The organism is Microbacterium sp. K41, from assembly GCF_004794395.1.
Lineage (GTDB): Bacteria > Actinomycetota > Actinomycetes > Actinomycetales > Microbacteriaceae > Microbacterium > Microbacterium sufflavum.
Window position 1 is genome coordinate 1 of record NZ_SSDO01000362.1, and the last position, 24,922, is coordinate 24,922.

The 24,922-nt window shown below is 68.5% G+C and carries 27 protein-coding genes, 1 tRNA gene and 2 pseudogenes; 8 read left to right on the forward strand and 22 right to left on the reverse strand.

The features are described 5' to 3' along the window. Positions 1-128 precede the first annotated feature (128 nt). Together DW309_RS11180 and DW309_RS11185 are read right to left on the reverse strand one after the other, a co-directional pair. Positions 129-470 carry a TadE family type IV pilus minor pilin gene (locus DW309_RS11180; protein WP_206252947.1) on the reverse strand — a complete coding sequence of 114 codons (342 nt, stop codon included), beginning with the start codon at positions 468-470 and terminating at the stop codon, positions 129-131. Continuing rightward, a pseudogene (locus DW309_RS11185) lies at positions 467-577 on the reverse strand (DUF4244 domain-containing protein); the annotation flags it as partial. The gene DW309_RS11180 and the pseudogene DW309_RS11185, both read right to left, overlap by 4 nt. Before the next feature lie 23 nt (positions 578-600). On the opposite strand from DW309_RS11185, the gene DW309_RS11190 reads away from it, so the two are divergent. After that, a complete protein-coding gene (locus tag DW309_RS11190) occupies positions 601-2,160 on the forward strand; it encodes a recombinase family protein (RefSeq protein WP_136045420.1) in 1,560 nt (519 codons plus the stop codon). A gap of 48 nt (positions 2,161-2,208) precedes the next feature. Here DW309_RS11190 and DW309_RS11195 read toward each other — a convergent pair whose 3' ends face one another. The 13 genes from DW309_RS11195 to DW309_RS11260 form a co-directional block, all read right to left on the reverse strand. Next, a complete protein-coding gene (locus DW309_RS11195; RefSeq protein WP_127012528.1) occupies positions 2,209-2,865 on the reverse strand; it encodes a cation diffusion facilitator family transporter in 657 nt (218 codons plus the stop codon). Further along, positions 2,862-3,221, reverse strand: coding sequence for a Cd(II)/Pb(II)-sensing metalloregulatory transcriptional regulator CmtR (gene cmtR / locus DW309_RS11200; RefSeq protein ID WP_136045421.1), 360 nt, complete (start codon positions 3,219-3,221; stop codon positions 2,862-2,864). Before cmtR ends, DW309_RS11195 begins: the two co-directional genes overlap by 4 nt. Before the next feature lie 210 nt (positions 3,222-3,431). After that, the gene (locus tag DW309_RS11205) at positions 3,432-3,857 is read right to left on the reverse strand and encodes a hypothetical protein (protein ID WP_127012530.1); all 426 of its coding nucleotides are present in this window, start codon (positions 3,855-3,857) and stop codon (positions 3,432-3,434) included. Between the two features lie 3 nt (positions 3,858-3,860). Beyond that, complete coding sequence (locus tag DW309_RS11210; protein ID WP_127012531.1) at positions 3,861-4,319, reverse strand: hypothetical protein; 459 nt, start codon at positions 4,317-4,319, stop codon at positions 3,861-3,863. Between the two features lie 46 nt (positions 4,320-4,365). After that, positions 4,366-4,944 carry a recombinase family protein gene (locus tag DW309_RS11215; protein WP_136045422.1) on the reverse strand — a complete coding sequence of 193 codons (579 nt, stop codon included), beginning with the start codon at positions 4,942-4,944 and terminating at the stop codon, positions 4,366-4,368. A 491-nt stretch (positions 4,945-5,435) separates the two neighbouring features. Then, the gene (locus tag DW309_RS11220) at positions 5,436-5,672 is read right to left on the reverse strand and encodes a hypothetical protein (protein ID WP_127012533.1); all 237 of its coding nucleotides are present in this window, start codon (positions 5,670-5,672) and stop codon (positions 5,436-5,438) included. Further along, positions 5,669-6,124 (reverse strand): hypothetical protein, encoded by a 456-nt coding sequence (locus DW309_RS11225; RefSeq protein ID WP_136045423.1) that lies wholly within the window; start codon positions 6,122-6,124, stop codon positions 5,669-5,671. The genes DW309_RS11220 and DW309_RS11225 overlap by 4 nt, the downstream gene beginning before the upstream one ends. Before the next feature lie 15 nt (positions 6,125-6,139). Continuing rightward, on the reverse strand, positions 6,140-6,490 hold the full coding sequence (locus DW309_RS11230; protein WP_127012535.1) for a hypothetical protein: 351 nt from the start codon (positions 6,488-6,490) through the stop codon (positions 6,140-6,142). Then, positions 6,487-7,155 (reverse strand): hypothetical protein, encoded by a 669-nt coding sequence (locus DW309_RS11235; RefSeq protein WP_127012536.1) that lies wholly within the window; start codon positions 7,153-7,155, stop codon positions 6,487-6,489. Before DW309_RS11235 ends, DW309_RS11230 begins: the two co-directional genes overlap by 4 nt. Next, entirely contained in the window at positions 7,152-7,718 is a 567-nt protein-coding gene (locus DW309_RS11240; RefSeq protein ID WP_127012537.1) for a hypothetical protein, read from the reverse strand. Before DW309_RS11240 ends, DW309_RS11235 begins: the two co-directional genes overlap by 4 nt. A gap of 81 nt (positions 7,719-7,799) precedes the next feature. Then, on the reverse strand, positions 7,800-8,639 hold the full coding sequence (locus tag DW309_RS19585) for a protein rep (protein WP_168387251.1): 840 nt from the start codon (positions 8,637-8,639) through the stop codon (positions 7,800-7,802). Between the two features lie 361 nt (positions 8,640-9,000). Further along, the gene (locus DW309_RS11255; RefSeq protein WP_136045425.1) at positions 9,001-9,900 is read right to left on the reverse strand and encodes a type II secretion system F family protein; all 900 of its coding nucleotides are present in this window, start codon (positions 9,898-9,900) and stop codon (positions 9,001-9,003) included. Further along, entirely contained in the window at positions 9,894-10,901 is a 1,008-nt protein-coding gene (locus DW309_RS11260; protein ID WP_136045426.1) for a TadA family conjugal transfer-associated ATPase, read from the reverse strand. The genes DW309_RS11255 and DW309_RS11260 overlap by 7 nt, the downstream gene beginning before the upstream one ends. A 417-nt stretch (positions 10,902-11,318) precedes the next feature. On the opposite strand from DW309_RS11260, the gene acs reads away from it, so the two are divergent. After that, positions 11,319-13,286, forward strand: coding sequence for an acetate--CoA ligase (gene acs, locus DW309_RS11265; protein WP_136032166.1), 1,968 nt, complete (start codon positions 11,319-11,321; stop codon positions 13,284-13,286). Positions 13,287-13,339: 53 nt separating this feature from the next. On the opposite strand, the gene DW309_RS11270 is transcribed toward acs, so the two are convergent. Both DW309_RS11270 and sp36 read right to left on the reverse strand, forming a co-directional pair. Beyond that, complete coding sequence (locus tag DW309_RS11270) at positions 13,340-13,798, reverse strand: RidA family protein (RefSeq protein WP_136036890.1); 459 nt, start codon at positions 13,796-13,798, stop codon at positions 13,340-13,342. Further along, positions 13,795-14,019, reverse strand: a complete 225-nt coding sequence (gene sp36 / locus DW309_RS11275) for a Sp36 family protein (protein WP_136032162.1) — start codon at positions 14,017-14,019, stop codon at positions 13,795-13,797. The genes DW309_RS11270 and sp36 overlap by 4 nt, the downstream gene beginning before the upstream one ends. 87 nt (positions 14,020-14,106) lie before the next feature. Here sp36 and DW309_RS11280 point away from each other — a divergent pair, with 87 nt between their 5' ends. The 6 genes from DW309_RS11280 to DW309_RS11305 all read left to right on the forward strand — a co-directional run bounded on the left by DW309_RS11280 (position 14,107) and on the right by DW309_RS11305 (position 19,947). Then, positions 14,107-16,680 (forward strand): transglycosylase domain-containing protein, encoded by a 2,574-nt coding sequence (locus DW309_RS11280; protein ID WP_240753190.1) that lies wholly within the window; start codon positions 14,107-14,109, stop codon positions 16,678-16,680. After that, a complete protein-coding gene (locus tag DW309_RS11285; RefSeq protein WP_136045427.1) occupies positions 16,671-17,612 on the forward strand; it encodes a metallophosphoesterase in 942 nt (313 codons plus the stop codon). The genes DW309_RS11280 and DW309_RS11285 overlap by 10 nt, the downstream gene beginning before the upstream one ends. A 56-nt stretch (positions 17,613-17,668) precedes the next feature. Further along, positions 17,669-17,745 (forward strand) — tRNA-Pro (locus DW309_RS11290). Between the two features lie 67 nt (positions 17,746-17,812). After that, positions 17,813-18,289, forward strand: coding sequence for a VanZ family protein (locus DW309_RS11295; protein ID WP_136045428.1), 477 nt, complete (start codon positions 17,813-17,815; stop codon positions 18,287-18,289). Beyond that, positions 18,286-19,053, forward strand: coding sequence for an HAD-IIB family hydrolase (locus DW309_RS11300; protein ID WP_136032156.1), 768 nt, complete (start codon positions 18,286-18,288; stop codon positions 19,051-19,053). The genes DW309_RS11295 and DW309_RS11300 overlap by 4 nt, the downstream gene beginning before the upstream one ends. A 51-nt stretch (positions 19,054-19,104) precedes the next feature. Continuing rightward, positions 19,105-19,947 carry a DUF1295 domain-containing protein gene (locus DW309_RS11305; protein WP_136045429.1) on the forward strand — a complete coding sequence of 281 codons (843 nt, stop codon included), beginning with the start codon at positions 19,105-19,107 and terminating at the stop codon, positions 19,945-19,947. Positions 19,948-19,967: 20 nt separating this feature from the next. Here DW309_RS11305 and DW309_RS11310 read toward each other — a convergent pair whose 3' ends face one another. The 5 genes and pseudogenes from DW309_RS11310 to DW309_RS19590 all read right to left on the reverse strand — a co-directional run. Continuing rightward, positions 19,968-21,227, reverse strand: a complete 1,260-nt coding sequence (locus tag DW309_RS11310) for an alpha-hydroxy acid oxidase (RefSeq protein ID WP_136045430.1) — start codon at positions 21,225-21,227, stop codon at positions 19,968-19,970. Between the two features lie 10 nt (positions 21,228-21,237). Next, positions 21,238-21,960 (reverse strand): FadR/GntR family transcriptional regulator, encoded by a 723-nt coding sequence (locus DW309_RS11315; protein ID WP_136045431.1) that lies wholly within the window; start codon positions 21,958-21,960, stop codon positions 21,238-21,240. 98 nt (positions 21,961-22,058) lie between these two features. Continuing rightward, positions 22,059-22,712 carry a thymidine kinase gene (locus tag DW309_RS11320; protein WP_136032149.1) on the reverse strand — a complete coding sequence of 218 codons (654 nt, stop codon included), beginning with the start codon at positions 22,710-22,712 and terminating at the stop codon, positions 22,059-22,061. A gap of 9 nt (positions 22,713-22,721) precedes the next feature. Beyond that, positions 22,722-24,152 carry a malate dehydrogenase (quinone) gene (gene mqo, locus DW309_RS11325; protein ID WP_240745413.1) on the reverse strand — a complete coding sequence of 477 codons (1,431 nt, stop codon included), beginning with the start codon at positions 24,150-24,152 and terminating at the stop codon, positions 22,722-22,724. A gap of 153 nt (positions 24,153-24,305) precedes the next feature. Then, a pseudogene (locus tag DW309_RS19590) lies at positions 24,306-24,922 on the reverse strand (hypothetical protein); the annotation flags it as partial.

A 24,922-nucleotide genomic window follows, 5' to 3' on the forward strand; every position in this document is an offset into this window, starting at 1 on the left:
CAGTTGCGCCAAGGCGACCGCCTTCGACACTTGGTCGATGATGACGGCCGCCCCGCCGACGGCGGCGAGCCCGACGGAGAGCGTCGCGCCGACGACGAGCACGCCGGCGGCCAGCACAGTCCCCGCCATCACCGACCCCCGTCGAGAGCGCAGCTCGCGGCGCGTAGCGGGAGGCGCATCAGCGGTCCCACGGTGAGGTCGAGCGTCGCCGTCGCACAGACGAGATCGTCGACGGCGGCGAACGTCACCCTGGCGTCGGGAAGCGCCCGCCGCACCACAGCCGCGGCCGCGGCGTCGCCCTCGCCCCGCCCCAGCAGACGGGCGGCGTCCGCCGTCGCATCTTGGAGCGCGACCTGTCGTGACGATGCGGCGAGCGCCCCGACGCCGAGAAGAAGCACGAGCACGACGGCCGGCAGGGCGAGCGCCAGTTCCGCCGCCACCGCGCCGCGCTCGCCCAGCGGCCTGCTCATGACACCGTGAGCGCGCGCCGCACGAGATCGGTGAGGATGCCGCGCACCTCGTCCGACCTCATGATGACGACGAGCAGTCCTGCGAACGCGACCGCGGCCACCGTCGCAGGAAACGAGCATAATTAGATGAATGGCACAGGAAACGGTCCGCGCGGCGCTGTACGTCCGGCAGAGCGACCGGGTAGAAGCGGGCATCGAACAACAGATCGAAGTGCTGGAGGACAAGGCCAGCCGAGAGCACTGGATCGTGGCGGACGTCTACAGCGACAACAACACGAGCGCGAGCAAGACTCGGGGGGCGGGTACTGATTGGGCGCGCATGCTCGAAGACATCGATGCAGGGAAGATTGATCTTGTCGTGGCCGTCACTGCGGCACGACTCCTACGCCGTCGAGTAGACGTCATCGAGTTGGCCAAGCCGAAGCGCGATGTACGCGTCGTCACCGTCCGCGACGGTATCGACACGAGCACGATGGGCGGGCGCATCATGCTCGACGTGCTCACCGGCATGGCTGAGGAGGAGATCACCGAGAAGGACGCGCGTGCTGTCCCCTACCGAGCGAAGCGGCGCAGTGCGGGTCATCCACCTTCCGGCCTGGTGCCGTTCGGTTACTCGTGGGTGCCCGCCGACCGGAAAGATCCGGACTGGCGGAACCGCACCCGTTACGTCATCGTGCCAAGCGAGGCCGAGATCGTTCGCTACATGTCTGCGGAGTTGCTCGGCGGGGCCAAACTCGGTGCCATCGTTGCCGCGATGAATGAGATGGGATGGAAGACGCGCGAGGGAGCCCGCTGGACCTCCAGTACAGTCCGGCGCATTCTCATCTCTCCCTTCCATGCGGCCATGCTGCCGCCTGCCATGCCGGAGGGCGTGAAGTACTCGGCGGACCGGTTCGGATGGTCTGAATGCACGCCCGGGGCCTGGGACGCGATCCTGCCGGAGGACGCCGTCATCGCTGCGCGGTCCAAACTGCTGGATGACACGCGGCGCACCCACGACGGAGACACCAGGGCGAAGTGGCTGCTCTCCACCATCGGGCGCTGCGGCGCTTGCGGTGGTCCTCTGCGTATGGCCACCACCAAGACGGTCAACCCAGTGCGCGGGTACCGCTGCACCAAGGGTTGCTTCCAGCGCCCAGCGAGCCTAATCGAGGACTACGTCACTAACGCCGTAGTCGGCGTTCTCAGTGCCCCTGGATTGCTCTCCTGGGTAGATGACGGCGGGCACGACATCGACGCGCTCAGGCTTCGCAGAGAGGCGATAGCGGCACGACGAGCTGAAGCGGAGGCGCTCTACCGCTCGCGCAGGCTGAGCGCCGAAGGCTTTGCCGACGAAGTCGATGAGCTGGATGTTGAGGCTGACGAAGTGGAACGGGATCTCGCGGATGCGCTGAGGTCAAACCCTCTCGCTCAGTTCGTCACCGGCGACGACATCCGCACCATCTGGGACGGGCTCAGCATGGGTCGGCGACGTGCGGTCCTCAGCGCGCTCGTGCACGACGTCCAGGTGCTTCCCGTGGGCAAGGGACGGCGGCTGCGCACGGTCGAGGAGATCGACGGGACGGTCACCCTCGGATGGCGACGAGTCGAGCGTCGCCGGAGCCTGGAGACAGGCCAGGCGACGAGGACACCGAAGGTTGCACAGGAGGCGCAGGACGCCATCGCTGCCGCTCTCAGCGGCCAGGAGTAGGTCGCGGTGATCCAGACCGCACAGAAGGGACTGGATCACCGACGCCAGTCAGTCGTCGTCGCTCTCGCCTGCCAGGTCTTCGAGGACCTCGAACGGCGATTCGACGTCTCCGCGCCACGCCTCGATGCCCTCCCGGATCGCGAGGACGGCCACCACGAGCGCGGCGACAGAGTCGGCCCACCACCAACCGAACAAGGTGTTCAAGATAAGTCCGATGAAGACGGCACCGGACAGGTAGATGCACAGAATGAGCTGCTTGGCATCGGCCATCACGCTCTTGGAGTCCAGCTCTCGCCCTGTGCGCACTTCGAACCACGCGAGCAACGGCATGACAATGAGGCTCAGGGCGGTGATGCCGAGGCCCAGCGGGCTGTGCTCGGGGCCTTCCTGGCTGATGAGGCTCATCACCGCATCCACGGTGACGTAGGCCGCGAGCGCGAAGAAGGCCAGACCGATGACCCGAACGGTCACCTTCTCCCAGCGCTCCGGGTCCTTCCTGGTGAACTGCCACGCGATGGCTGCGGCGGACAGAACCTCGACCACAGAGTCGAGCCCAAACCCGATGAGGGCCGCGGAAGATGCGAGCGTGCCCGCCCAGATCGCGACGATGGCCTCGATGACGTTGTACGAGATCGTGAAGCCCACGATGAACCGCACACGGCGGTGCAGGGTGGTCCGCCGTGCGGCTGTCAGCTCGGCGCTCATGCGCTCTCCTCCGCTCCACAGCAACCGGCCACCGTGCACGACGAATCGACGCACGGAGCGCTCTCGTCAACGGCGAGAGTCACATCGACCAAGGCCACCAGGGCGGCGGTCAGGTGCGGGTCTGCGATCTCGTACCGCGTCTGGCGTCCCTCCGGCTCCGCCACCACGATCCCGCAGTCTCTGAGACAGGTCAGGTGGTTGGAGACGTTGGAGCGGGACAGCTCCAGTGCGCGGGAAAGTTCTGCCGGGTAGCTCGGGGCCTCCAGCAATGACATGAGGATTCTGGATCGCGTCGGATCTGCCATCGCTCGGCCAAGCCGATTCATGACATCGAGTCGAGTAGTAATAGTCAGCACTCGATGACTATACAGTGAGCGCTGTACTGAGTGCCAGTTTGGTCGCCCTTCAAGAGAGCCTGGTAGCCCTACATTGCGGGCAGGCCCACCACTCGCCGCGGTCAGACTGCTGCGGCACCATCGTGGCCACGCACTCGGGGCACCGCGGGCTCATCCCGTCGAAGTCGTCACCCTGGGACATCGGGATGTCCGGATCGATGGGCGGCAGGATCATGCAGTGACACTCGGCAGGATACGGCGGTTTCGGCGGACCTCGTCAGCGTCCACGAACCTCCACACGAGAACGACGTCAGGGCGACTCAGAGAGTACCGCTCGCCGACCAGAACGCCGAGTGAGTCCCCTGCGTAGATCGTCAGCGGGAACTCTTGACGGAACCTCAACAAGCCCGCCTTCTTGGCGGGGTCGGCCTCCACCGCCGTCACGACGACATCGCGCGTCGAGGTGTTGCGAATAGTGAACAGATCGCCGCTGTCGTGCTGGGCGTCGTCCCACGGAGGCGCATCGTCGTCGCGCCTGATCCGTCGCTCAGCTCGGCGTGCACGTAGTTCTCCGAGAATGCCGAAGAGGAGACCGACGAGGCCGATCAGCCACGGAACCCAGTCCCACACCGCTGCGCCGATCTTCTCCCAGTCCATGGGCTACTCGACGGTGAGGTCGTCGTGGCGGGGGCCGTAGTCCGGGGGCTCGCCGTTTTCGCCCCCGACCGGCTTGCCGTCCGGACGCTTCAGGGGAACGTGACAGGTCTCGCAGACGATCCAGTCGCCATCTCCACGCGGCACGTGATACCCACGGGTCAGGCACTTTTCGGCATTGGCATCGCTCTTCTCTCGGAAGCCCATAACCATGCTGATCGTCTCGTCGTCTTGGACGAAGTAGCCGCCCTCGCGGCGGACCCACACGCCCGCTAGTTCAAGCTCCGCTGCCGTCAGCGTCGTCTCCGCGGGGATCGCCTCCAGGTAGTCGTCGGAGACGAATCCCGGCACGCCACGCTGGAAACTCTCGATGATCGCGAACGTGTGCAGTTGAAACGCGGGCATGCTCAGCGGGGGAAGCTCGCCCGCTTGGATGAAGTTCTCGTGCTCGTCATCGTCGCTCATACGCTCAGCCTGGCAGATTCCCCCGACCGTAGCGCGAGAAGATCGGCTAGTCGGCCAAGGCTCGGTAGACCGATGCGCGGCTGATGCCAGTCAGCTTCACGATCTCGGCCACCGTCCGTCCCTTGGCCTTGTGCTGCCGAATTTTCCTGACGTTCTCCGCGGTCATTGCCGTAATTGGTCGTCCCGCGATCTGCTCGCCATCCTTGGCGCGGGCCGCACGAGCTGCGCGAGCCTCTGCGACGCGCTCGGCGTTCATCGACCTCTCCCACTCCGCCACATGCGTCATGACCGCCCGCACGAGCTTGCCCGTAGCGCCGCTGAAGTCCTCGCCCGGCTTCAGGCTCTTGACGATGATGCCGCGCTCTTCGAGGTCGGCCAGGGTCGAAAGCACGTGCAGGGCGGAGCGGCCTAGCCGGTCCATGCTCGCGACGGTGATCGTGTCGCCCGAGCGAACTCGGGACAAAAGGTCATCCAGGCCGGGGCGAGACTGCCGTGCGCCGCTGATCCTGTCGCGGAAGATGTCGGCGTCATCAATGCCCGCGCCGAGCAGTGCGTCGATCTGACGGTCGTTGGTCTGCGATGTAGTCGAGACTCTTGCGTAGCCGAAGCTCTTCGAGGTGGTCATGTCTCAACTGTAAACCGTACGGGGTATCTGAGACAAGTAGCAGAGACAGTTTTTGGTCACTGTTTCGAGCCGATCTCATCCTCGAATCTGGTCTTCCGCGGATCGTCTCGAATCCTTGGAATTGAGACACGGCGCTGCACGGCGTCCTGGCTCAGTTCGACTCGATCAAGATCGAGCGTCGCCTCGCAGGGTCGTCTGGATCGTCAACGCGACCGTCTCGCGCGCGACACCGAAGTGCTCCGCCAACTGCTGATGCGTCCATCCACCTCGCCATAGCTGGATCAGCTCACGATCCTGGTCCACGGTGAGGCGGCGGCGTCCTCTAGCGCTTTCCACTCCCTGCCGTCTGAGTACCGAGTGCAGGGTTCGCGGCGCGATGCCAAAGAGATCGGCGACGGACGCGACGCCGTATCCTGCGCTCCGAAGCGTCGCCGCCATTGCTTCACGCTCGGGACTCAGCGCACGCGGCTTCCCAGGACCGCGTGCGGCGGTCACGGTTCCCCACCGAAGAGTGAGCGTGCGTGGTTGGTCTCGACGTTGGACATCGGCGCTTCCAGTACCCGCCCCTGACGCTCGACCAGCCGGACGACGCGCCCTGAGCGTTCATGCACGAGCGTGTAATCGGGGAGAACGAGAACATCAGCGTCTAGGGGAACGCCGGTGGTCATCGTGCCGCCCACGCTGACGACCCGCACTCCGTTGATCGACGGCTCCACGAAGGCGCTCATCGTGCACCCCTTGGGAACCGCCAGGCCACGATGTCCGAAACGAGATCCGCTGAGAGCCCGTGCAGCTCTCGTAGTTCTCCGTCCGCGTTGAGGGTCAGCACATGCAACCGCTTCGCGGAGTCAACCACGTAGATCGTGTCCTTGCCCTTCGAGGAGCTGAAGGCGATGCTCCAGTCCGCGGGAAGGCGAACCCTCGTCCCGTCGATGAACACGGAGATCGTGGTGGTGGATGCGGGGACGCGCGGAGGATCTCCCAGAGTGACGCCCTGCATGTTCGCCAGGTGCGCCTGGATGCGCGGAGTCGGCTTCCGCGGAGGGAACGACATCACCGGGGGTGGCGCGTCCCAGTCGTCCCCGGGTGGCTGCTGGGCTTGCTGCGGGGCGGAGTACGCCTCTGGGTGCGCGACCCACGGAGCACGAGGGTGGATCTTGCGGCCTGCGCGGCTGGTCATGGTGATACCTCGGGATCAAGTGTGTGCAGCGGTGACCTGCGAGAAGGTTTCCAGGGTCATGCAGACGAGCGAGTCGCCCAGGGGACGCTCGCGGCGGTGCTGCACGAGAGCAACGAGCTGATCCTCATCGGCCTCGGCGTGCGCGCTGTCGAGGTCGCCACCGATCCGGAACGTCGCCCTGCTGGAGGTAGCGAGGTGCCAGCCCTCGACGCCACGCACGTCGGAGCTGCTCTCCCCGATGGCATCGGAGATCTTCCGGCGCATGGGGCGAGCCTCGGCATCATCGTGGCCGCTGATCGCGAGGTACAGCGCCGTGGCCTCGCGGAACCGGAGGGCGTCCGTCAGATTCCGATTTCGACCGGTCACGACGTGCCCCCACGAAGATTCGGCGTGCCCGCCCCCGCGCTCGCCGCGATGGCCGCCTGCTGCGCCTCGTACGCCACGTCGCCCCTGTACACCGCGTGCACCGTGCTCGTGGTCGGCGGAGCACCGTAGACCTCCTTCACGCGCTGGAGAGCCTCTGCGCGGCGGTTCGGGTCGGTCTCTGCCCACGCCGCCCTCCGCGCGATCTCTCTCTGCTCGGACCATGCCGTGTCGCCATACTCCCAGGGCTGCATCTCCGCGGGCGGCTCACCCGGGGCAAGGTGGACTCGACCCCACCGCGCGACCTGGCGATCTGGATCGTGCACGAGGGCAGTCCAACCTGGGTTGCCGTTGCGGTCCACGTCGGCTGCGATCATCTCCTCGGTGACGACGACGCGGTCGCCGCGGGTGAGGGCAAGCGAGGGAAGTCCACCCCAGAGCGACGTGGTGCGCGGGAGCAGCATGCCGGTCGCCGTAGCGTGCACGACATCACCGGCCTTCACCAGAAGCACGCTCTCGACGTCGGAGACCTGAGACGCCTCACGCACGGCTGCGGCCTCTCGCGCCTCTCGGAGACGCCGGACACCTGCGGGTTCAGGCGCTGCTGCCGCACCCAGCTCGTCGGTCAGCTCGGCCAGTCGTGCAGCCTTGTCGATGTTGTCGCTCATGATGCGACTCCTTTCATTTCTGGATCTGAGGGAAGCTCGGCCCGTATGCCGTCTGCCAGCTCGGTGAGCCCTTCGGCGTCGAGCGCATCAGCAACGAGAGAGGCCAGCTCTGGGGATGCATCGAGAGCGGTGTCCAGGGCTCTCGCGAGCTGCGAGACCTTGGTCCGGTCGGCTGCGACGCTGTCGTGGTTGATCTGGAATCGGTCAGCCAGTGAGTCGAGGGCACGGCGTTCGGCTTCGCCGAGTCGGGCTCCCAACTGGGAGTTGCCAGCGGCGTACGCCGTCGTTCGGGCGGCACGAGCATCGTTAGCGATCTCCGCGAGGCGCTCCACGAGGGCGACCGGCCTGGTCTCCGGAGTCGAGGTGAGGACCTCCTGCAACGCGGGCCGGAGATGCCACTTCAGATGCCGGTACAGAGAATCGCGAGACACCTCGAACTGTCGCGCCAGTTGCGCAATCGGCAGATGCGCCACGAGACCAGCATCGATGTCTCCGACGTGCTGGTGGCTGCACACGGTGCACGATCTGCCGTACAAGGTGACGTTGCTCTGTGGTGCTGGCATGAAAGAACCCTCCATATTCAATATCGACCGGTTCAGCCAATTCCCAGACTCAGCGCTGCATGACGTCTTGGCTCGGCAGGGTCACGAGGGCTTGCAGATGCCCGCCGTTCGCCACAACTGCCTGCCGTAGGTCGCACCCTCGACCTCGTGGAGGAGATCCAGGGCGTCGGCGTCTCCGCGCGTGTAAGCGTCCATGGTGAGACTGGAGAGCGTGGCACTGCCGTCCGCCTTGGGCTTCGTCAGCACGTGCTGCTTGGTCACGTAGCGCACGGCGACGTCGATCTGCTCCACGGGGACGAGGCGGACGTGCTGGCCCATGGTCGAGGCGCTGATGCCCAGCCTGTTGGCTGCTGCGAGGTACCGGTCGCGGAGGGTTAGCGCGAATGCGCGAGCCTCGGTCCGGGTCATTCGATTCTGGAAACAGAGAAGAACGTGTCCGTGCGGATGCCAGCCGCCGACAGGGCGCTCGATCTCGATCACCCTGGCGTACCCGTCCACCTTGGACGACAGCCATCCTGAGGCGTTGACCGCCGTCATCAGCTTCGTGAGATCTCGGAGCATCGGCCCGAGCGCCCTATCGGGCGAGGAGGCGATGGTGTACGTCCACAACAAGGCGTACCTGACTCTGCTGGAGTCGAGAGCATCGAGGAGCTGTCTGCGCTGACGCCGGGCTCGGCGGGCACTGCATCGGTCGCAGAGCGACCCCTTGCAGGTCATGCCGCGTCGGCACTGCGCGATGCTCCGTCGAGTCGTCAGAGCCCGCTGCGCCGCGTTCCTCGCGTACTTGGCCTCTGAGCCGAAAAACACGCCATCTGTTGAGGAATAGATAGAGGAGCGCAGACCCAGGCGGACGGCGTTGGCCTCGCAGATCTCGATACGGCGAGGATGGCGACGGTGGGCGTCGGCTAGTACTGTAGACATCGGAAATCAACCTTCAGCCGCTCTCGTCTTGGTAGGACGCGGGCGGCTTTCCATTTGCCAGCCCGGGCGGCACTCAGCGCCGAGAGTACCCTCTCGGACGCCCCCTGTCTATTTAGTGTTTATACGCGCTAACCAGGGATTCCTTCGTGCCGCATACGCTCTAACCTGTCCACAGGGTTATCCCCAGCTTTGATGCGTAGAAGTGTCATTTGGCTGTGACAGTGGCCATGGTGGTGATGGCGTACTCGGCCGTCGCCGCTCCCGTGTCGTCGCCGAACAGGGCGGCTGCACGACGGCGGTCGAGTCGGGGAATGGTGTTCATATTCTTCCTTCTTCCTCTTTATTGGGTGGTTCGAGCGACTCACGCAGGAATGGACGTGGAGGCGAGCACGCTGAGCATCAGCGGAGCCACCCCCAGCAGGAGGAACGCCGGCAGAGTGCAGACGCCGAGCGGCACGAGGAGTCGCGTCGAGAGCACTGCCGCGCGGAGGCGCCCCTGCACGCGCGCTGCATGTCGGTCCTGCGCCGCGGAGGCACGCAGCAGCTCGACGGCGGGAACGCCCGCCGTCCGGGACAGCTCCAGGACCCGGCGCACGCTCTCCTCCCCTCCTCGGTCCACGACCGCCGCATCTGCCACGAGCCGGAGTGCACGGTCGATCGGGGCGCCCCCGCGAAGGGCGACCGCGACGAGCTCGGCGGCGATCCCCGGCGTCCCCGACGCGGGCTGCGCACGGCGGAGCAGCCGTCGCGTCCACATGCGAGCCGCTCCGACCAGCAGCAGCCCGGCGACGGCGCAGGTCGCCCCGGCGGGTGTGCCGAGGAGCACCCCGATCGTGTCGAAGCCGAGGCCGACGCCGAGGAGCAGTCCCGCGAGGGGCATCCACAGCAGCAGTCGCGCCGTTCCGGCGGGCTCAGCCAGCGCGACGCGGACATCGTCGGCGGCGGCGGCCGCGTCGCGCAACGACCCGGCGATCGTGCGGAGGACCTCCGCGAGGGGCGCGCCCACGACGGTGGCGATCTCCCAGGCCGCGGCCAGCTCCCGCCAGCGACCGCCGGCCGCATCGATCGCAGTGACGAGCGGTGTTCCGTCGTCGACGCGCGCGAGGACCGCGATCGCATTCGGGTCGCCCGTCCCGGCGAGATGGCGCCACGCCACGAGCGGCGCTGCACCTGCCTGCAGCAGCACGGCCAGCGTCTGCACGGAGTGCGCCAGGTCGACCTCGGGCGCGGACTGCGTCGCGCGACGCCTCCTGTTCACCATGGTCGGACCTCCTCGATGCCCAGCCGATCGCTCTCCAGCACGAGTCGCCCGACGTGGGCGATGCGCCGCGTTCCGTCGGACCCCCGGTGCAGGTGGAGGACGACGGTGAACGCGCTCACGGCCTGACGAGCGAGCGCCACGGGGTCCATTCCGGCAAGCGCGCCGAGCGCCTCGAGCCGCGCGGGCACGTCCGCGACACCGCTCGCGTGCATCGTGCCGGCGCCACCATCGTGGCCGGTGTTGAGGGCGGTGAGGAGTTCCCGTACCTCCTCGCCGCGGCACTCGCCGACCACCAGCCGATCGGGGCGCATGCGCAACGACTCGCGGACGAGCCGGGCGAGTCCGATGCCGCCCGCGCCCTCGAGGTTCGCCTGGCGCACCTCGAGGGCGACGTGGTGCGGGTGCCGTGGCCGCAGCTCCGCCACGTCTTCGATCGTCACGATGCGCTCACCCGGCGGTACCGACGACAGCAGCGCCGACAGCAGCGTCGTCTTCCCCGTACCCGTCCCGCCCGTGATCAAGAGGTTCGCCCGTTCCGCGACGAGCTTGTCGAGCCAGACGTGCTGCTGCGCATCGATCGTGCCCAGTGTGGCGAGGGCGTCGAGGTCGGCCGCATGGACCCGCGGGATCCGGATGGACAGCGCCGTGCCGGTCGTGGAGACGGGGGCGAGCACGGCGTGCACCCGCACGCCCGAGCCGAGGCGCACGTCCACGCACGGCGCCTGGTCGTCGAGGTGCCGGCCGCCGAGCGCGACGAGCGCGACCGCGAGGTCGCGTACCTCCCGCTCGGTCGCTCGCCACGACGGAACGGGCTGCGCGCCGCTGCCGCGGTCGAGGAAGAGTCCGTCTGCCCCGTTGACGAAGACGTCGGTGACGGTGTCGTCCACATGGGGGGCCAGCGGCGCGAATGCGGGTTCCGCGAGGAGCACGGCATGGGGAGGGGCGGTGACCGCATTCCCCGCTGCCGCGTCTTTCGACCGGATGACGAATCGTTCAGGCATGCGGCGAGAGTAGGCACGGCGGGCGAGGCGTGCCGCCGCAGGGCGACTCCGGCATCGGCGTCTGTGCACAAGGCCTCAGCCCGGCTGCCCGTGGAGAACTCGGGGCCGCGGGCCGGCAACGGAGAGGACCCGGGCAGAGGGAGCGCTCCCAAAGAGATGGGCGGCATCTCACGGGGGGAATGAGATGCCGCCCACGGCGCCGCGCGATCGGGGGAATCGGGCGCGCCAAGGCCGGAATGAGATTTCGGCTGTCGTCGAGTGTACGCAAGGCGACCGTCCTGACAAAACCAGCGCCACTACCGACTTTCGGCAGTACTCGAGGGCGTGGCACGCCGATAGATTCGCCCTGACCTGGTCGCGCCTCCCCCCGTGCGACCACGCCTGCATGACCCGTATGCCGCAAAGGAGCGCCTGCCGATGAGCAGCCAGATCGACCACCTTCTCGACGAGACCCGGAGATTCCCGCCATCGGAGGAGTTCGCGGCGCAGTCCGTCGCGTCACAGGAACTGTACGAGCGCGCCGCGGCGGATCGCGAAGGCTTCTGGGCCGAGCAGTCGCGCGATCTCATCCACTGGCACACGCCGTTCACCCAGGTCCTCGACTGGAACAACCCGCCCTTCGCCAAGTGGTTCGACGACGGCGAGCTCAACGTCGCCTACAACTGCCTGGACCGTCATGTCGAGGCCGGCAACGGCGACCGCGTCGCCCTGCACTGGGAGGGCGAGCCCGGCGACAGTCGTCGCATCACGTACGCCGAGCTGACCGAGGAGGTCAAGCGCGTCGCGAACGTGCTGGAGGGACTCGGCGTCGGTCATGGCGATCGCGTCGCCATCTACCTGCCGATGATCCCCGAGGCGATCGCCGCGATGCTCGCGGTCGCACGTGTCGGCGCCATCCACTCCGTCGTGTTCGGCGGATTCAGTGCCGACAGCCTCCGCTCCCGCATCGACGACGCCGGAGCCAAGCTCGTCATCACGGCCGACGGCGGCTACCGCAAGGGCCGCGTCTCGGCGCTCAAGCCCGCCGTGGACCAGGCTCTGGCCGACCGCGGCGACGGCGAGCAGCAGACGGTCGAGCACGTCCTCGTCGTTCGTCGTGGCGAGAACGAGGTGGACTGGACGGACGGGCGCGACATCTGGTGGCACGACGTCGTCCCGGCGGCCTCCGCCGAGCACACGGCTCAGGCCTTCCCCGCCGAGAACCCGCTCTTCATCCTCTACACCTCCGGCACCACGGGGAAGCCGAAGGGCATCCTGCACACCTCCGGTGGCTACCTCACGCAGGCCGCGTACTCCCACAAGTACGTGTTCGACCTCAAGCCCGAGACCGACGTGTACTGGTGCACCGCCGACATCGGGTGGATCACGGGCCACAGCTATGTGACGTACGGCCCGCTGGCCAACGGTGCCACCCAGGTGCTGTACGAAGGCACGCCCGACACGCCGCACCCCGGACGCTGGTGGGAGATCATCGAGAAGTACAAGGTCTCCATCTTCTACACGGCCCCGACGGCGATCCGGTCGTTCATGAAGGTCGGCCGCAGCGTCCCGCAGAAGTTCGACCTGTCGTCGCTGCGAGTGCTCGGATCGGTCGGCGAACCCATCAACCCCGAGGCGTGGATGTGGTACCGCGAGGTCATCGGCGCGGGCAAGACCCCGATCGTCGACACGTGGTGGCAGACCGAGACGGGCGCCATCATGGTGTCGGCGCTCCCCGGCGTCACCGCCACGAAGCCCGGCTCGGCGCAGGTCCCCCTCCCCGGGATCACCCTCGACGTGGTGGACGAGCAGGGCGTCGAGGTCGGCAACGGCAACGGCGGACTGCTCGTGATCACCGAGCCGTGGCCGAGCATGCTGCGCGGCATCTGGGGCGACCCGGAACGCTTCCGCGAGACGTACTGGGAGAAGTTCGAGAAGCAGGGCTACTACTTCGCGGGTGACGGTGCACGGCTCGACGAGGACGGCGACCTCTGGCTGCTCGGCCGTGTCGACGACGTCATGAACGTGTCGGGCCACCGGCTGTCGACGGCGGAGATCGAGTCCTCGCTCGTGGCGCACGAGGCCACAGCGGAGGCCGCGGTGGTCGGGGCGTCCGACGAGACCACGGGCCAGGCGGTGGTGGCGTTCGTCATCATCAAGGAGAGCTATCTCGCCGCCCACGACCCGGCGGGGCTCGCGCAGCAGCTCCGGCTCTGGGTCGGCGAACAGATCGGTGCCATCGCGCGCCCTCGAGACGTGTACATCGTCGGGGAGCTGCCCAAGACCCGCTCGGGCAAGATCATGCGGCGTCTGTTGCGCGATGTGGCCGAGGGCCGCGAGGTCGGCGACACGACGACCCTGGCCGACACCGCGGTCATGAGCATCATCTCCGCGCAGGTGAAGTAGCCCGCAGACGACGAACGCCCCCTCCCGCGGGAGGGGGCGTTCGCGTGTCGGGGTCAGGCGAGGCGGAACGTCACCTCGACCTCGACCGGGCTGCCGAGCGGGAGCTCGGCGACGCCGACTGCCGCGCGCGCGTGGCGGCCCTCGTCACCGAAGATCTCACCGAGCACCTCGCTCGCGCCGTTGATGACGCCGGGCTGGCCGGTGAAGCCCTCGGCTGAACCGACGAAGCCGCCCACCCGCACGACACCGGCGATGCGGTCGACCCCGCCCGCGACGTCGGCGGCCGCGGCCAGCGCGTTGAGGGCACACGTCCGCGCGAAGGCCTTGGCGTCCTCCGCGGAGACCTCGGCGCCGACCTTGCCCACCGCGGGCAGGGCGCCGTCGACGAACGGGAGCTGGCCGGATGTGTAGATGAGCCCGCCGTGGGCGACCGCCGGGACATAGGCGGCGACGGGAGCGGCGACGGCGGGGAGCTCGATGCCGAGCTCGGCGAGGCGCGTGGAGACGCTCATGCCTGACCCCCCTCGAACTGACGCGCGGCTTCGGCGGCGGCGGCGAGGCCCGCGTTCGCGGAGCCGTCGGTGGTCACCGGGCGCTTGAAGTACGCCACGAGGCCGCCTTCCGGTCCCTGCACCACCTGGACGAGCTCCCAGCCCTGCTTGCCCCAGTTGTTGAGGATAGCGGCGGTGTTGTGGATCAGCAGCGGCGTGGTCAGGTACTCCCACGTGGTCATGGCTCTCCTGTCGATCGGGACGCGAACAGGCCGAGCGGGCGTGTTCGTCAGAGGGTGTATTCAGGGAACTCCCCTACGATCAAGCGTATGCCCCACAAGAATCGCACGGTGAAGGGCGTGCTCGGCGGGCTCGTCGGGCTCGTCGGACTGAGCGCCGTCGCCGGTCTGCTCGTCACCGCCAGCGTCACCCCCGTCCTCGCGATGACGGGAGTCGCCGGCACCACGGCACTGACGCTCTTCGACAAGCTCCCCGAGAACCTCAGCCCCGGCACGCCGATGGAGCAGTCGACGATCTACGCCACCCAGCCCGACGGCACGCCGGTCGCCCTCGCGTCGTTCTATGAGCAGAACCGCGTCCCCGTCACGTACGAGCAGATCAGCCCGGTGCTTTACGACGCGATCCTCTCCAGTGAGGACAAGAGCTTCTACAGCCACGGCGGAGTGAATCTGGGCGCCACCATGAAGGCGCTGATCGACAACGTCCGCGGCACATCCAGCCGCGGCGCCTCGACCATCAGCCAGCAGTTCGTGAAGAACGTGCTGATCCAGCAGTGCGAGCAGGACGTGGACACCACGTCGGACACGTACTCCGAGGAGCTCCAGCAGTGCTGGCTGGACGCGACGAACGCGGTCGGCAGCAAGGGCATCGAGCGCAAGCTGCAGGAGATGCGCTACGCGATCCAGATCGAGAAGGACTTCTCGAAGAACGACATCCTGCTGGGCTACCTGAACATCGCGAACTTCGGTGGCACGGTCTACGGCATCGAGGCCGCCGCCCGGTACTACTTCTCCACGACGGCGATGAACCTGACGGTCGCGCAGGCCGCGACGCTCGCCGGCATCGTGCAGAACCCCAACACGTACCGGATCGACAAGCCGGTGGAGGGCACGTACACCGACGATGCGCAGGTCGGACACAACAACGCCGCCGACGGCTACGCGGACACCCTCAAGCGCCGCGACTACGTGCTCTACCGCATGCTCGACGACGGCAAGATCACCCAGGCCCAGTACGACGAGGCGAAGGCCTCCCCGATCGTTCCTGCGATCAACCCGCCGACGCAGGGCTGTGCGGCCGCCGGCACGAACGCCTACTTCTGCCAGTACGTGCGCTCGATCGTCCTGAACGACGAGGCCTTCGGCGCCACGCCGCAGGAGCGGCGCGACCTGCTGCGCCGCGGCGGTCTGAAGATCTTCACGTCGCTGGACTACCGCATCCAGAACCCGGCGGCGCAGGAGATGGCCGACATCGTCCCGGCCAACTACGACGGCATGCACTTCGGTGCCGCGGGTGTGTCCATCGAGGTGGGCACCGGCCGGATCCTCTCGATGACCCAGAACACGATGTTCACCGAGACCCCGACCACCGATCCCGCCTACACCTCTCTCGTGTTCGCGGGCGACCGCAAGCACGGAGACTCCAACGGCTTCCAGGTGGGCTCGACCTACAAGCTGTTCACGCTGATCGACTGGCTCGAGAAGGGTCATTCGGTGCGCGAGACCCTGAACGGCCGCGTGCAGACCAACATGAAGTTCACCGCGGCCTCGTGCGGCGGGGGCACCATGACCGCGAACACCAAGGAGATCGGCAACTTCGGCGGCGGCGGCGGCTCGACCGACACCGTGCTGAACTTCACGAAGAACTCGCTCAACAGCGGGTACTTCGCGATGGCCTCCAAGCTCGACCTCTGCGACATCAACAAGGTGGCCGACCGCCTGGGCGTCACGCTGGCCAACGGCGGCAAGACCACCGATGAGAACGTGCCGTACGACGTGCTCGGCGCGAAGAACATCTCGCCCATCGCGATGGCCAACGCCTATGCCACGGTCGCGAGCGGCGGCACCTACTGCACGCCGCGGGCGATCGACCGCGTGATCGGTCCGGACGGCAAGGACCGTGAGCTGCCCGCGTCGTCGTGCACTCCCGGCGTGATCTCTCCCGAGGTCGCAGCCACGGCCGCCTACGCGCTGCAGACCGTCATGGGCGGCGGCGGCACCGGCTCGCGGGCGAACCCGGGCGACGGCACCCCGCTGATCGGCAAGACCGGAACGCACAACACGTGGTCGACCATGATGATCGAGTCGAGCACGAAGGTCGCGACGGCCGTGTGGGCGGGACGCTGGCAGGGCCAGGAGAACATCTACCGGAAGAGCTACGGTCGATGGAACCTCAACGACATGCGCTACCCGCTGGCCCGCGCCGCGCAAGCGGCCGCGAACGAGGCCTACGGCGGCGACCGCTTCCCCCAGCCGGACAACAACCTGATCCGTCAGGAGCTCAAGGCCGTTCCGAGCGTGGTCGGCATGTCGCAGGATCAGGCGCGCTCGACCCTCGAGAACGCGGGCTTCCAGGTGGCGATCGGCGGAGAGGTGGACAGCGACCTCGCGGCCGGCCTCGTCGCGGCACAGGACCCGACGGGCGAGGCTGCGACGGCTGCCACCGTGACCCTCTCGATCAGCAACGGCCGTGGTGCCGTGGTGCCGTCGAACATCGTCGGGATGTCGCGAGACCAGGCGGACGCCGCACTCAAGGCGGCTCGAGTCGCGTCCTACGAGTTCGACAATTCGTGCAATCCGCCGGGGTCTGCGGTCGCGGTGACCAATCCGGCACCGGGCACTCCTGTCAACAGCAGCACCACCGTGGTCGTGACGTGCCAGTAGGTTCGTCGCGCTCGGCTCATCCGGCCCTCGTCGCGCTCGGCGCGGTGGGGGCCGTGGGCGCCGCCGCCGCGGTGTGGGGCGTGGGCATCGAACGCTACCTCTTCACCGTGCGCGAGGTGTCCGCCTCGGCGTTCGCCCCCGGCACCCCTCCCCTGCGCATCCTGCACGTGTCCGATGCGCACATGGCACCGTGGCAGCACCGCAAGCAGGACTGGCTCGCGTCGCTCGCACAGCTGCGGCCCGACCTGATCGTCAACACCGGCGACAACCTGGGTCACGAGCGCGGGCTCGAGGGGATCCGCCGCGCGTTCGCCCCGTTCGCCGGCATCCCCGGGGTCTTCGTGCACGGCTCGAACGACGTGAACGGCCCCGCGCCGCGCAATCCGCTGCGCTACTTCTCCGGCCCCTCGCGGCGCCACCGCGAGCCGACCGTGCTCGACACGGGGTCGATGGACCGCTTCTTCACGGACGAGCTCGGCTGGACCGACCTCAACAATCGCGCGGCGCGACTGACCCTGCGTGGCACCACCGTCGACCTGTTCGGCGTGGACGACGCACACCGCGACTGGGACCGCCTCGACGCGCTCCCCTCGGCCATCGAGGGCCTGGGCCCGCGCGAGCCCGGAACGGCGGTGCTGGGCGTCACGCACGCGCCGTATCAGCGCGTGCTCAACGGTTTCGTCGACCTCGGCGCCGACGCCATCCTCGGCGGTCACACGCACGGTGGGCAGGTCTGCCTCCCCGGCTACGGCGCGCTCGTGGCGAACTGCGACATCCCGCTGAAGCAGGCCAAGGGACTCAGCACCTGGACGCACGACGGCCGCAGCGTCCCACTGAACGTGAGCGCCGGCTGCGGGCACTCGATCTACGCGCCCGTGCGTTTCGCGTGCCGCCCGGAGGCGACGCTGCTCACGCTGATCCCCCACGCGTGATCACCGCCCCGATTGGGCGCTCAGGGGATTTCCCTGTAGACTCGGAGGGTTGCAAACGGGGTGTGGCGCAGCTTGGTAGCGCGCTTCGTTCGGGACGAAGAGGTCGCAGGTTCAAATCCTGTCACCCCGACCAGTGACACCGGAAGGCCGCCCCCACGGGCGGCCTTCTCTGTATCGGAGAGCGTGCGAAAGGGGACCGCATGGGGACGCTCCTGCCTCCGCCGCGTCGCGCCACCCGCATCTGGGCGCTCGCCCTCGGCGTCCCGTTCCTCGCGGGGCTCGCCCTGCTCACGCTCACGCCGTCCCGGGTCGAGCATGCGGTCCCGAATCTGCTCGACGTGATCGTGTCGCTCACCCACCGGCTCGGCTGGACCGCACTGACGTTCACGCGGCTGGAGGTCCTGTTGAACATCGCGGTCTTCGTGCCCCTCGGCGTCCTCGCGTTCCTGCTCCTCCCCCGCCGTGTGTGGCCGCTGTCGCTGCTGGTCGGACCGGCACTTTCTCTCGCGATCGAGACCGCGCAGCACCTCGCTTTGCCCCACCGCGATGCGACGATGAACGACGTGCTGGCCAACTCCACCGGGGCCACCCTGGGCGTGGCCCTCGCCCTCCTGTGCACGCTGCTCGCAGCTCCACGCTCTTCACGGCTGCGACCTCCTAGGCTGGAGGCATCATGACCTCGCCCGCACTCGTCGCCTTCGACCTCGATGACACCCTCGCCCCCTCCAAGGGCCCGATCGACCCGCGGATCTCCGGCCTCCTGCGCGAACTTCTCCGCAGCGTCGACGTCGCCATCATCTCCGGGGGCAACGAGCCGCAGTTCCGCACGCAGGTGATCGCCCAGCTCGCCGATGCCGACGCCGCAGCTCTCGCCCGGCTGCACCTGCTGCCGACCTGCGGCACCCGCTACCTGCGCCACGACGGCGCCGACTTCGCGCCGGTGTACGCGCACGACCTGAGCGACGACGAGAAGGCGTCTGCTCTCACGGCCCTCCGCGAGGAGGCGGAGCGGCTCGGCCTGTGGGAGACCGACCCCTGGGGCGACATCCTGGAGGACCGCGGCTCGCAGATCACGTTCTCCGCGCTCGGGCAGCGGGCTCCGCGGGAGGCCAAGCACGCGTGGGATCCGTCCGGCAGCAAGCGCGCGGCCCTGCGCGACGCGGTCGCCGCTCGACTCCCCGGGCTCGAGGTGCGCTCGGGGGGCTCCACCTCGATCGACATCACCCGCGCCGGGATCGACAAGGCGTTCGGCATGAGGCAGCTCTCCGCGCACACGGGCATCCCGTTGGACGCGATGCTGTTCTACGGCGACCGGCTCGACGAGGGCGGCAACGACTACCCGGTCCTCGCGATCGGGGTCCCGTCGATCGCCGTCGAGGGCTGGGAGGACACCGCCACCCGCCTCGAAGCCCTGCTGCCCACCCTCACGTCGCGCGTCTGAGGCGGCGGCCGGTGCCGGACGCCCGGCCTGGCTTGGCTCTAGCATGGCGTCATGGATGCCCTGCAGATCGTCGTCCTCGTCGCAGCGCTGGCCAGCCTCGTGTGCTGGATCCTGTCGCTGATCACCCGTGACACGTCGTGGGTCGACCGCGCGTGGTCGATCGTCCCCGTTGTCTACGTCTGGATCTTCGTGGTCGGCGCCTTCACCGCCGACGCCGGATCAGCGCGCATCGTGCTGATGGGGATCCTGGCGACGGCCTGGGGCGCGCGGCTCACGTTCAACTTCGCCCGCAAGGGCGGCTACACCGGCATGGAGGACTACCGCTGGGCGATCCTGCGGAAGCGGATGCGCCCGTGGCAGTTCCAGGTGTTCAACCTGCTGTTCATCATCGGGTACCAGATGACCCTGCTCGTGTTGATCACCCTTCCGGCATGGCTGGCCGCCCAGCACCCCACCGCGTTGACCGGGTGGGACGCGTTGTTCACGATCGCGTTCCTCGGGTTCCTGGTCGGCGAGACGGTCGCCGACCAGCAGCAGTGGAACTTCCACCAGCGCAAGAAGCAGGCTGGCGGTGACCTCGCGCCCGGCTTCGCGACGACCGGGCTGTTCCGCTACAGCCGACACCCCAACTTCTTCTTCGAACAGGCGCAGTGGTGGGCGTTCTACGCGCTGGGCGCGACCGCGGCCGCCACCGCGGGGGCCGGGGTGCTCGGGGGCGTGCTGAACCCCACGATCGTCGGCGCCGCGCTCCTGACGGTGCTGTTCCTCGGCTCGACGATCTTCACGGAGTCGATCACCGCGTCGAAGTATCCCGCATACGCCGACTACCGGCAGACCACGTCGATGCTCGTGCCGTGGCCACCGCGGCGCCGCGCCGTGGCCCCGCAGTCGTAGCGGAACCCGGCACGGCGACGTCAGCGGACGACGGCCTCCGCGGCGTCGCGCGCGACGGGCACCAGACGCGTCAGCTGCGTGACGTGGGCCGGCTCGAGCTCCGCCAGCGACGCGACGCCGAGGAGACGCATGGTCCGCTCGATCTCACTGCGAAGGATCGCGATCGTCCGGTCGACGCCCTGGCGGCCGCCCGCCATCAGGCCGTAGAGGTACGCGCGGCCGATCAGCGTGAAGTCCGCCCCGAGCGCGACCGAGGCCACGATGTCGGCGCCGTTCATGATGCCGGTGTCGATCATGACGGTGAAATCGTCGCCCACGGCCCGGCGCACCTGGGGCAGCAGGTGGAACGGGATCGGCGCGCGGTCGAGCTGACGACCGCCGTGGTTCGACAGCACGATGCCGTCGACACCGGCGTCGCGCAGTCGCACGGAGTCCTCGACGTTCTGCACGCCCTTGATCACGATGCGACCGGGCCAGATGTCACGGATCACCGCGAGATCGTCATAGCTGATCGTGGGGTCCATCGCGGCGTCGAGCAGCTCGCCGACCGTGCCGCCGGTGGAGCTCAGCGACGCGAACTCCAGCTTGGGCGTGGTCAGGAAGTCGAACCACCACCAGGGTCGCGGGATCGCGTTGATGATCGTGCCGAGCGTGAGCTGCGGCGGGATGCTGAAGCCGTTGCGCTTGTCGCGCAGCCGGGCACCGGCGACCGGGGTGTCCACCGTGAACTGCAGCGTGTCGAAGCCCGCGGCGGCGGCACGGCGTGCCAGCTCATACGAGATCTCGCGGTCGCGCATGACGTAGAGCTGGAACCAGTTGCGCCCGTGCGGGTTCGCGGCCTTGACCCCCTCGATCGAGGTCGTACCGAGCGTGGACAGCGTGAACGGGATGCCCGCCGCGGCCGCAGCGCCGGCACCGGCGACCTCCCCCTCGGTCTGCATGAGCCGCGTGAACCCGGTCGGAGCGATGCCGAACGGCAGCGCGGACGGCCCGCCGAGGATCTCGACCGTCGTGTCGACATCCGGCGCGGGCTTGAGGATGCCGGGGTGGAACTCCACGTCCTGGAACGCCTGGCGGGCGCGGCTCAGCGACAGCTCGCCCTCCGCCGCGCCATCGGTGTAGTCGAACGCCGCCTTGGGCGTGCGGCGCTTCGCGATCGTACGGAGGTCGTCGATCGTGAGAGCCGCGTCGAGCCGGCGCTTGCGGCCGTCGAGCTCGGGCTTCTTGAACTTCATGAGCTCCAACAGCTCGGCGGGGTTGGGGAGCTGGCGCTGGACCATGGCGTGCCTCTCAGTCGTGGGGGTGGATGTCGCGGGTGAGCCCCGCGGACGTGTAGTAGCCGGTGATGTGGGCGCGGACCAGCGCGCGGGCGGCCTCGGCATCGCCCGCGTCGATCGCGGCGACGAGGGCGTGGTGCTCGGCGCGCAGCCGTGTCGCCATCGTGTCCCAGTCGGGGATCGCGGCAGCTCCGGCGAGCACATACGACTCGATCGACGACCGCAGCCCCGCCATCATCGCGGCGATGACGGTGTTGCCACTGCCCTCGGCGAGCGACAGGTGCAGCTGGGCGTCCAGGGCGAGGAACTCGGACGGGGTCAAGCCCGCGGCGTCCATCGCGTGCAGCAGCTCGTGGGCCTTCGCGGTGTCGCCGCCGCCTCCGGACGCCAGGGCCGCGACGACCGCGTCCTCCAGCACCAGGCGGGTGCGCACCACATCGTCGAGCGGGAAGCCCTGCGCCGCGACCTGCAGCCGCAGCAGCGCGGACATGCCCCCGGTCGGCGTCGCGATCACGATCGCTCCCGCCTGCGGGCCCGATCCGGTCGCGGTGCGGATGAGGCCGAGCACCTCGAGCACGCGGAAGGCTTCGCGCACGCTGGAGCGTCCGACACCCAGGTCGCTCGCCAGGTCGCGCTCCGACGGCAGCCGGTCGCCGGGGCCGAGGCGTCCGTCGAGGAGGTCGCGCTCGATGTGCTCGAGCACGAGTCGCCATGCTCGCGCCGGCTGCTCCGCCATCCCGCCTCCTGTGGTCTGACCACAGCGTACCCCGTGTGGTCAGACCACGCAAAGCCGCCCGCCTCGCGAGGAGACGGGCGGCAGCGAGAGCGATCAGGTCACCCCAGGCGCCCGCCCGACTCCTCCAGGTAGCAGGTGCCGCACAGCGACTCGTAGGTGGTGAGCTCGGGCGACGCGGAGCCGTCCGCGCCCTCGTCGATCGCGACCTGATCTCCGTCGAACACGAAGCGTCCGCCGACGACGCGGCCGTTGAACACCGCCTTGCGCCCGCAGCGGCAGATGGTCTTGAGCTCCTCCAGCGAGTGCGCGATCGCCAGCAGCCGCGCGGAGCCGGGGAACGCGTGGGTGAGGAAGTCGTTGCGGATGCCGTAGGCCATCACGGGGATGCCGTCTTCCACCGCGACCCGGAACAGGTCGTCGATCTGGGAGGCCGTGAGGAACTGCGCCTCGTCCACCAGCAGGCACGCCACGTCGATCGGGGCCGTCGGCAGCAGCTCCTCCTCGGTCGAGCGCCGCATGCGCGTACGATGCTCCGCGAACAGCGCCCGCGCGTCGTCCTCCGGCCCGATCAGGAAGTCCACCTGCCGCGTGACACCGAGGCGGCTCTCGATCTCCGCCGCGCCCTTGGTGTCGATCGCGGGCTTGGCGAGCAGCACGTGCTGGCCCCGCTCCTCATAGTTGTAGGCAGCCTGCAGCAGGGCGGTCGACTTGCCCGAGTTCATCGCGCCGTAGCGGAAGTAGAGCTTCGCCACGGTCCGGTCTCAGGCGTTGATGCCGAGGGCGGCGGCGGTCGCCGCCGTGGACTCCTCCGCGAGCGCCGGATCGGCGTTGAGCTTCTGGCCGAAGGTCGGGATCAGCTCGCGCAGCCGCGGCTCCCACGCGGGGAACTCGCCCGGGAAGCACTTCTTGAGCAGATCGAGCATGATCGGCACGGCCGTGGAAGCCCCCGGAGAGGCGCCGAGCAGCCCCGCGATCGAGCCGTCGCCGGCGGCGACCACCTCGGTGCCGAACTGCAGCACGCCGCCCTTCTTCGCATCCTTCTTCATGACCTGCGCGCGCTGACCGGCGTTGATGAGCGTCCAGTCCTCGTCCTTCGCGGTGGGCATGAACGTGCGCAGGCTGTCGACCTTCTTGCGGTGGTTCTTCATCAGCTCGCTGATCAGGTAGGTGATCAGATCGGGGTTCGCGAACGCCACCCGCAGCATCGGCCACAGGTTGTGCGCGCGCACCTGCGTCACGATGTCGAGCATGGAGCCGTTCTTGAGGAACTTCGGGCTGAAGGTCGCGAACGGGCCGAACATCAGCGACGCCTCGCCGTCGACCACGCGGGTGTCGAGGTGCGGCACCGACATCGGCGGCGCACCGACGGACGCCTGCGAGTACACCTTCGCCTTGTGCTGAGCGACGATCTTCGGGTTCGTGGTCTTGAGGAACTGCCCACCGATCGGGAAGACACCGTAGCCCTTGATCTCCGGGATGCCCGACCGCTGGAGCAGCTTGAGCGCCCAGCCGCCCGCCCCGACGAACACGAACTTCGCCTTGATCTGGTTGGGCGTGCGCCCCACCGTGGTGCGGTAGTTGAGGAGCCAGGTGCCGTCCTTCTGGCGCTTGAGAGACTTCACCTCGTGGTTCGTGCGCACCGAGACGCCGGACTCGCGGAGGTGATCGAACAGCTGGTGCGTCAGGGCACCGAAGTCGACGTCGGTGCCCGCGGGCACCCGGGTGGCGGCGAAGGGCTCGCCCTTGCGTCGCTTCTGCATCAGCAGCGGCGCCCAGGTGTTGATGACGCGGGAGTCCTCGCTGTACTCGATGCCCGCGAACAGCGGCTGCTCCTTGAGCACCTCGTAGCGGTTCCTGAGGTACGCCACGTCTTTCTCCCCGCGCACGAACGTCATGTGCGGGGTCGCGTTGATGAACGTCGACGGCGCGTCCAGCACACCCTTCTCGACGAGCGACGACCAGAACTGCCGGCTCTGCTGGAACTGCTCGTTGATCGACACGGCCTTCGCGGGGTCGAGCGGAGCATCGCCCTGCTGCGGCATGTAGTTGAGCTCGCAGAGCGCGGCGTGCCCGGTGCCCGCGTTGTTCCAGGGATTGGAGCTCTCCTGCGCCACGTCGGACAGCCGCTCGAAGGCGACGATCTTCCACTCCGGCTGCAGCTCGTGCAGCAGAGTACCCAGGGTGGCGCTCATGATGCCACCACCGATCAGCACGACATCGACGTTTTCAGTCACCCGACCAGTCTAGGGCGTGGCTCGGGGCCGATCGTCCGCCGGGCGACCCCGCTCGGGCACGCCGGAGCCCGCTCCCCCGTGCGGCGGGAGCGGGCTCGGCGTCGTCCGTTCTCAGTTGCGCGGAGCGGTGTACGTCAGGTCGAAGCTCATGTTGGCGCTGCCCGGATTGTTCTCGTGCACCTCCGCCGACATGACGTTGACGCCCGGCCGGAGCAGCGACACCGGCACCGTGAAGGACACGCGACTGGCCGCCGCCTTGCCGGGTGCCACCGAGGACGACGCGAACGTCGTCTGGCGGAGGGTCGCATCGGCCGGAAGATTCGACCGCCCGATCTCCACGCCGTTGAGGTAGACGGCCACCCCGTCATCCGCGATCACCGACACGGTTCCGTCGTGCAGACCCGTCAGGTCGTCGACCGTGAAGGCGGTCCGGAAATGCGCGCTCTGCGGTTTGACCGCGAGGTCGTCCGGGTCGATGTCCGTCGCCGCACCGGCGACCCCACGCGCCAGCACCGCGGGGCCCGTGTGCCAGGCGGACGCGTCGAACTCCACCGTGTTCCAGTCCGCGGGGAGCGGATCGGCGGAGTACCGCCACGACCACGTCGCACCGTTGGCGATGAACGTGTCCGTCGACGGCTGCCCGGGCTGCACGGCTGCGTCCGGGGTGACGGCCTCGTCGGGCGCGACCGGAGCGGGAGCGGGGGCCGGAGCAGCGGCGTCGGCGGCCG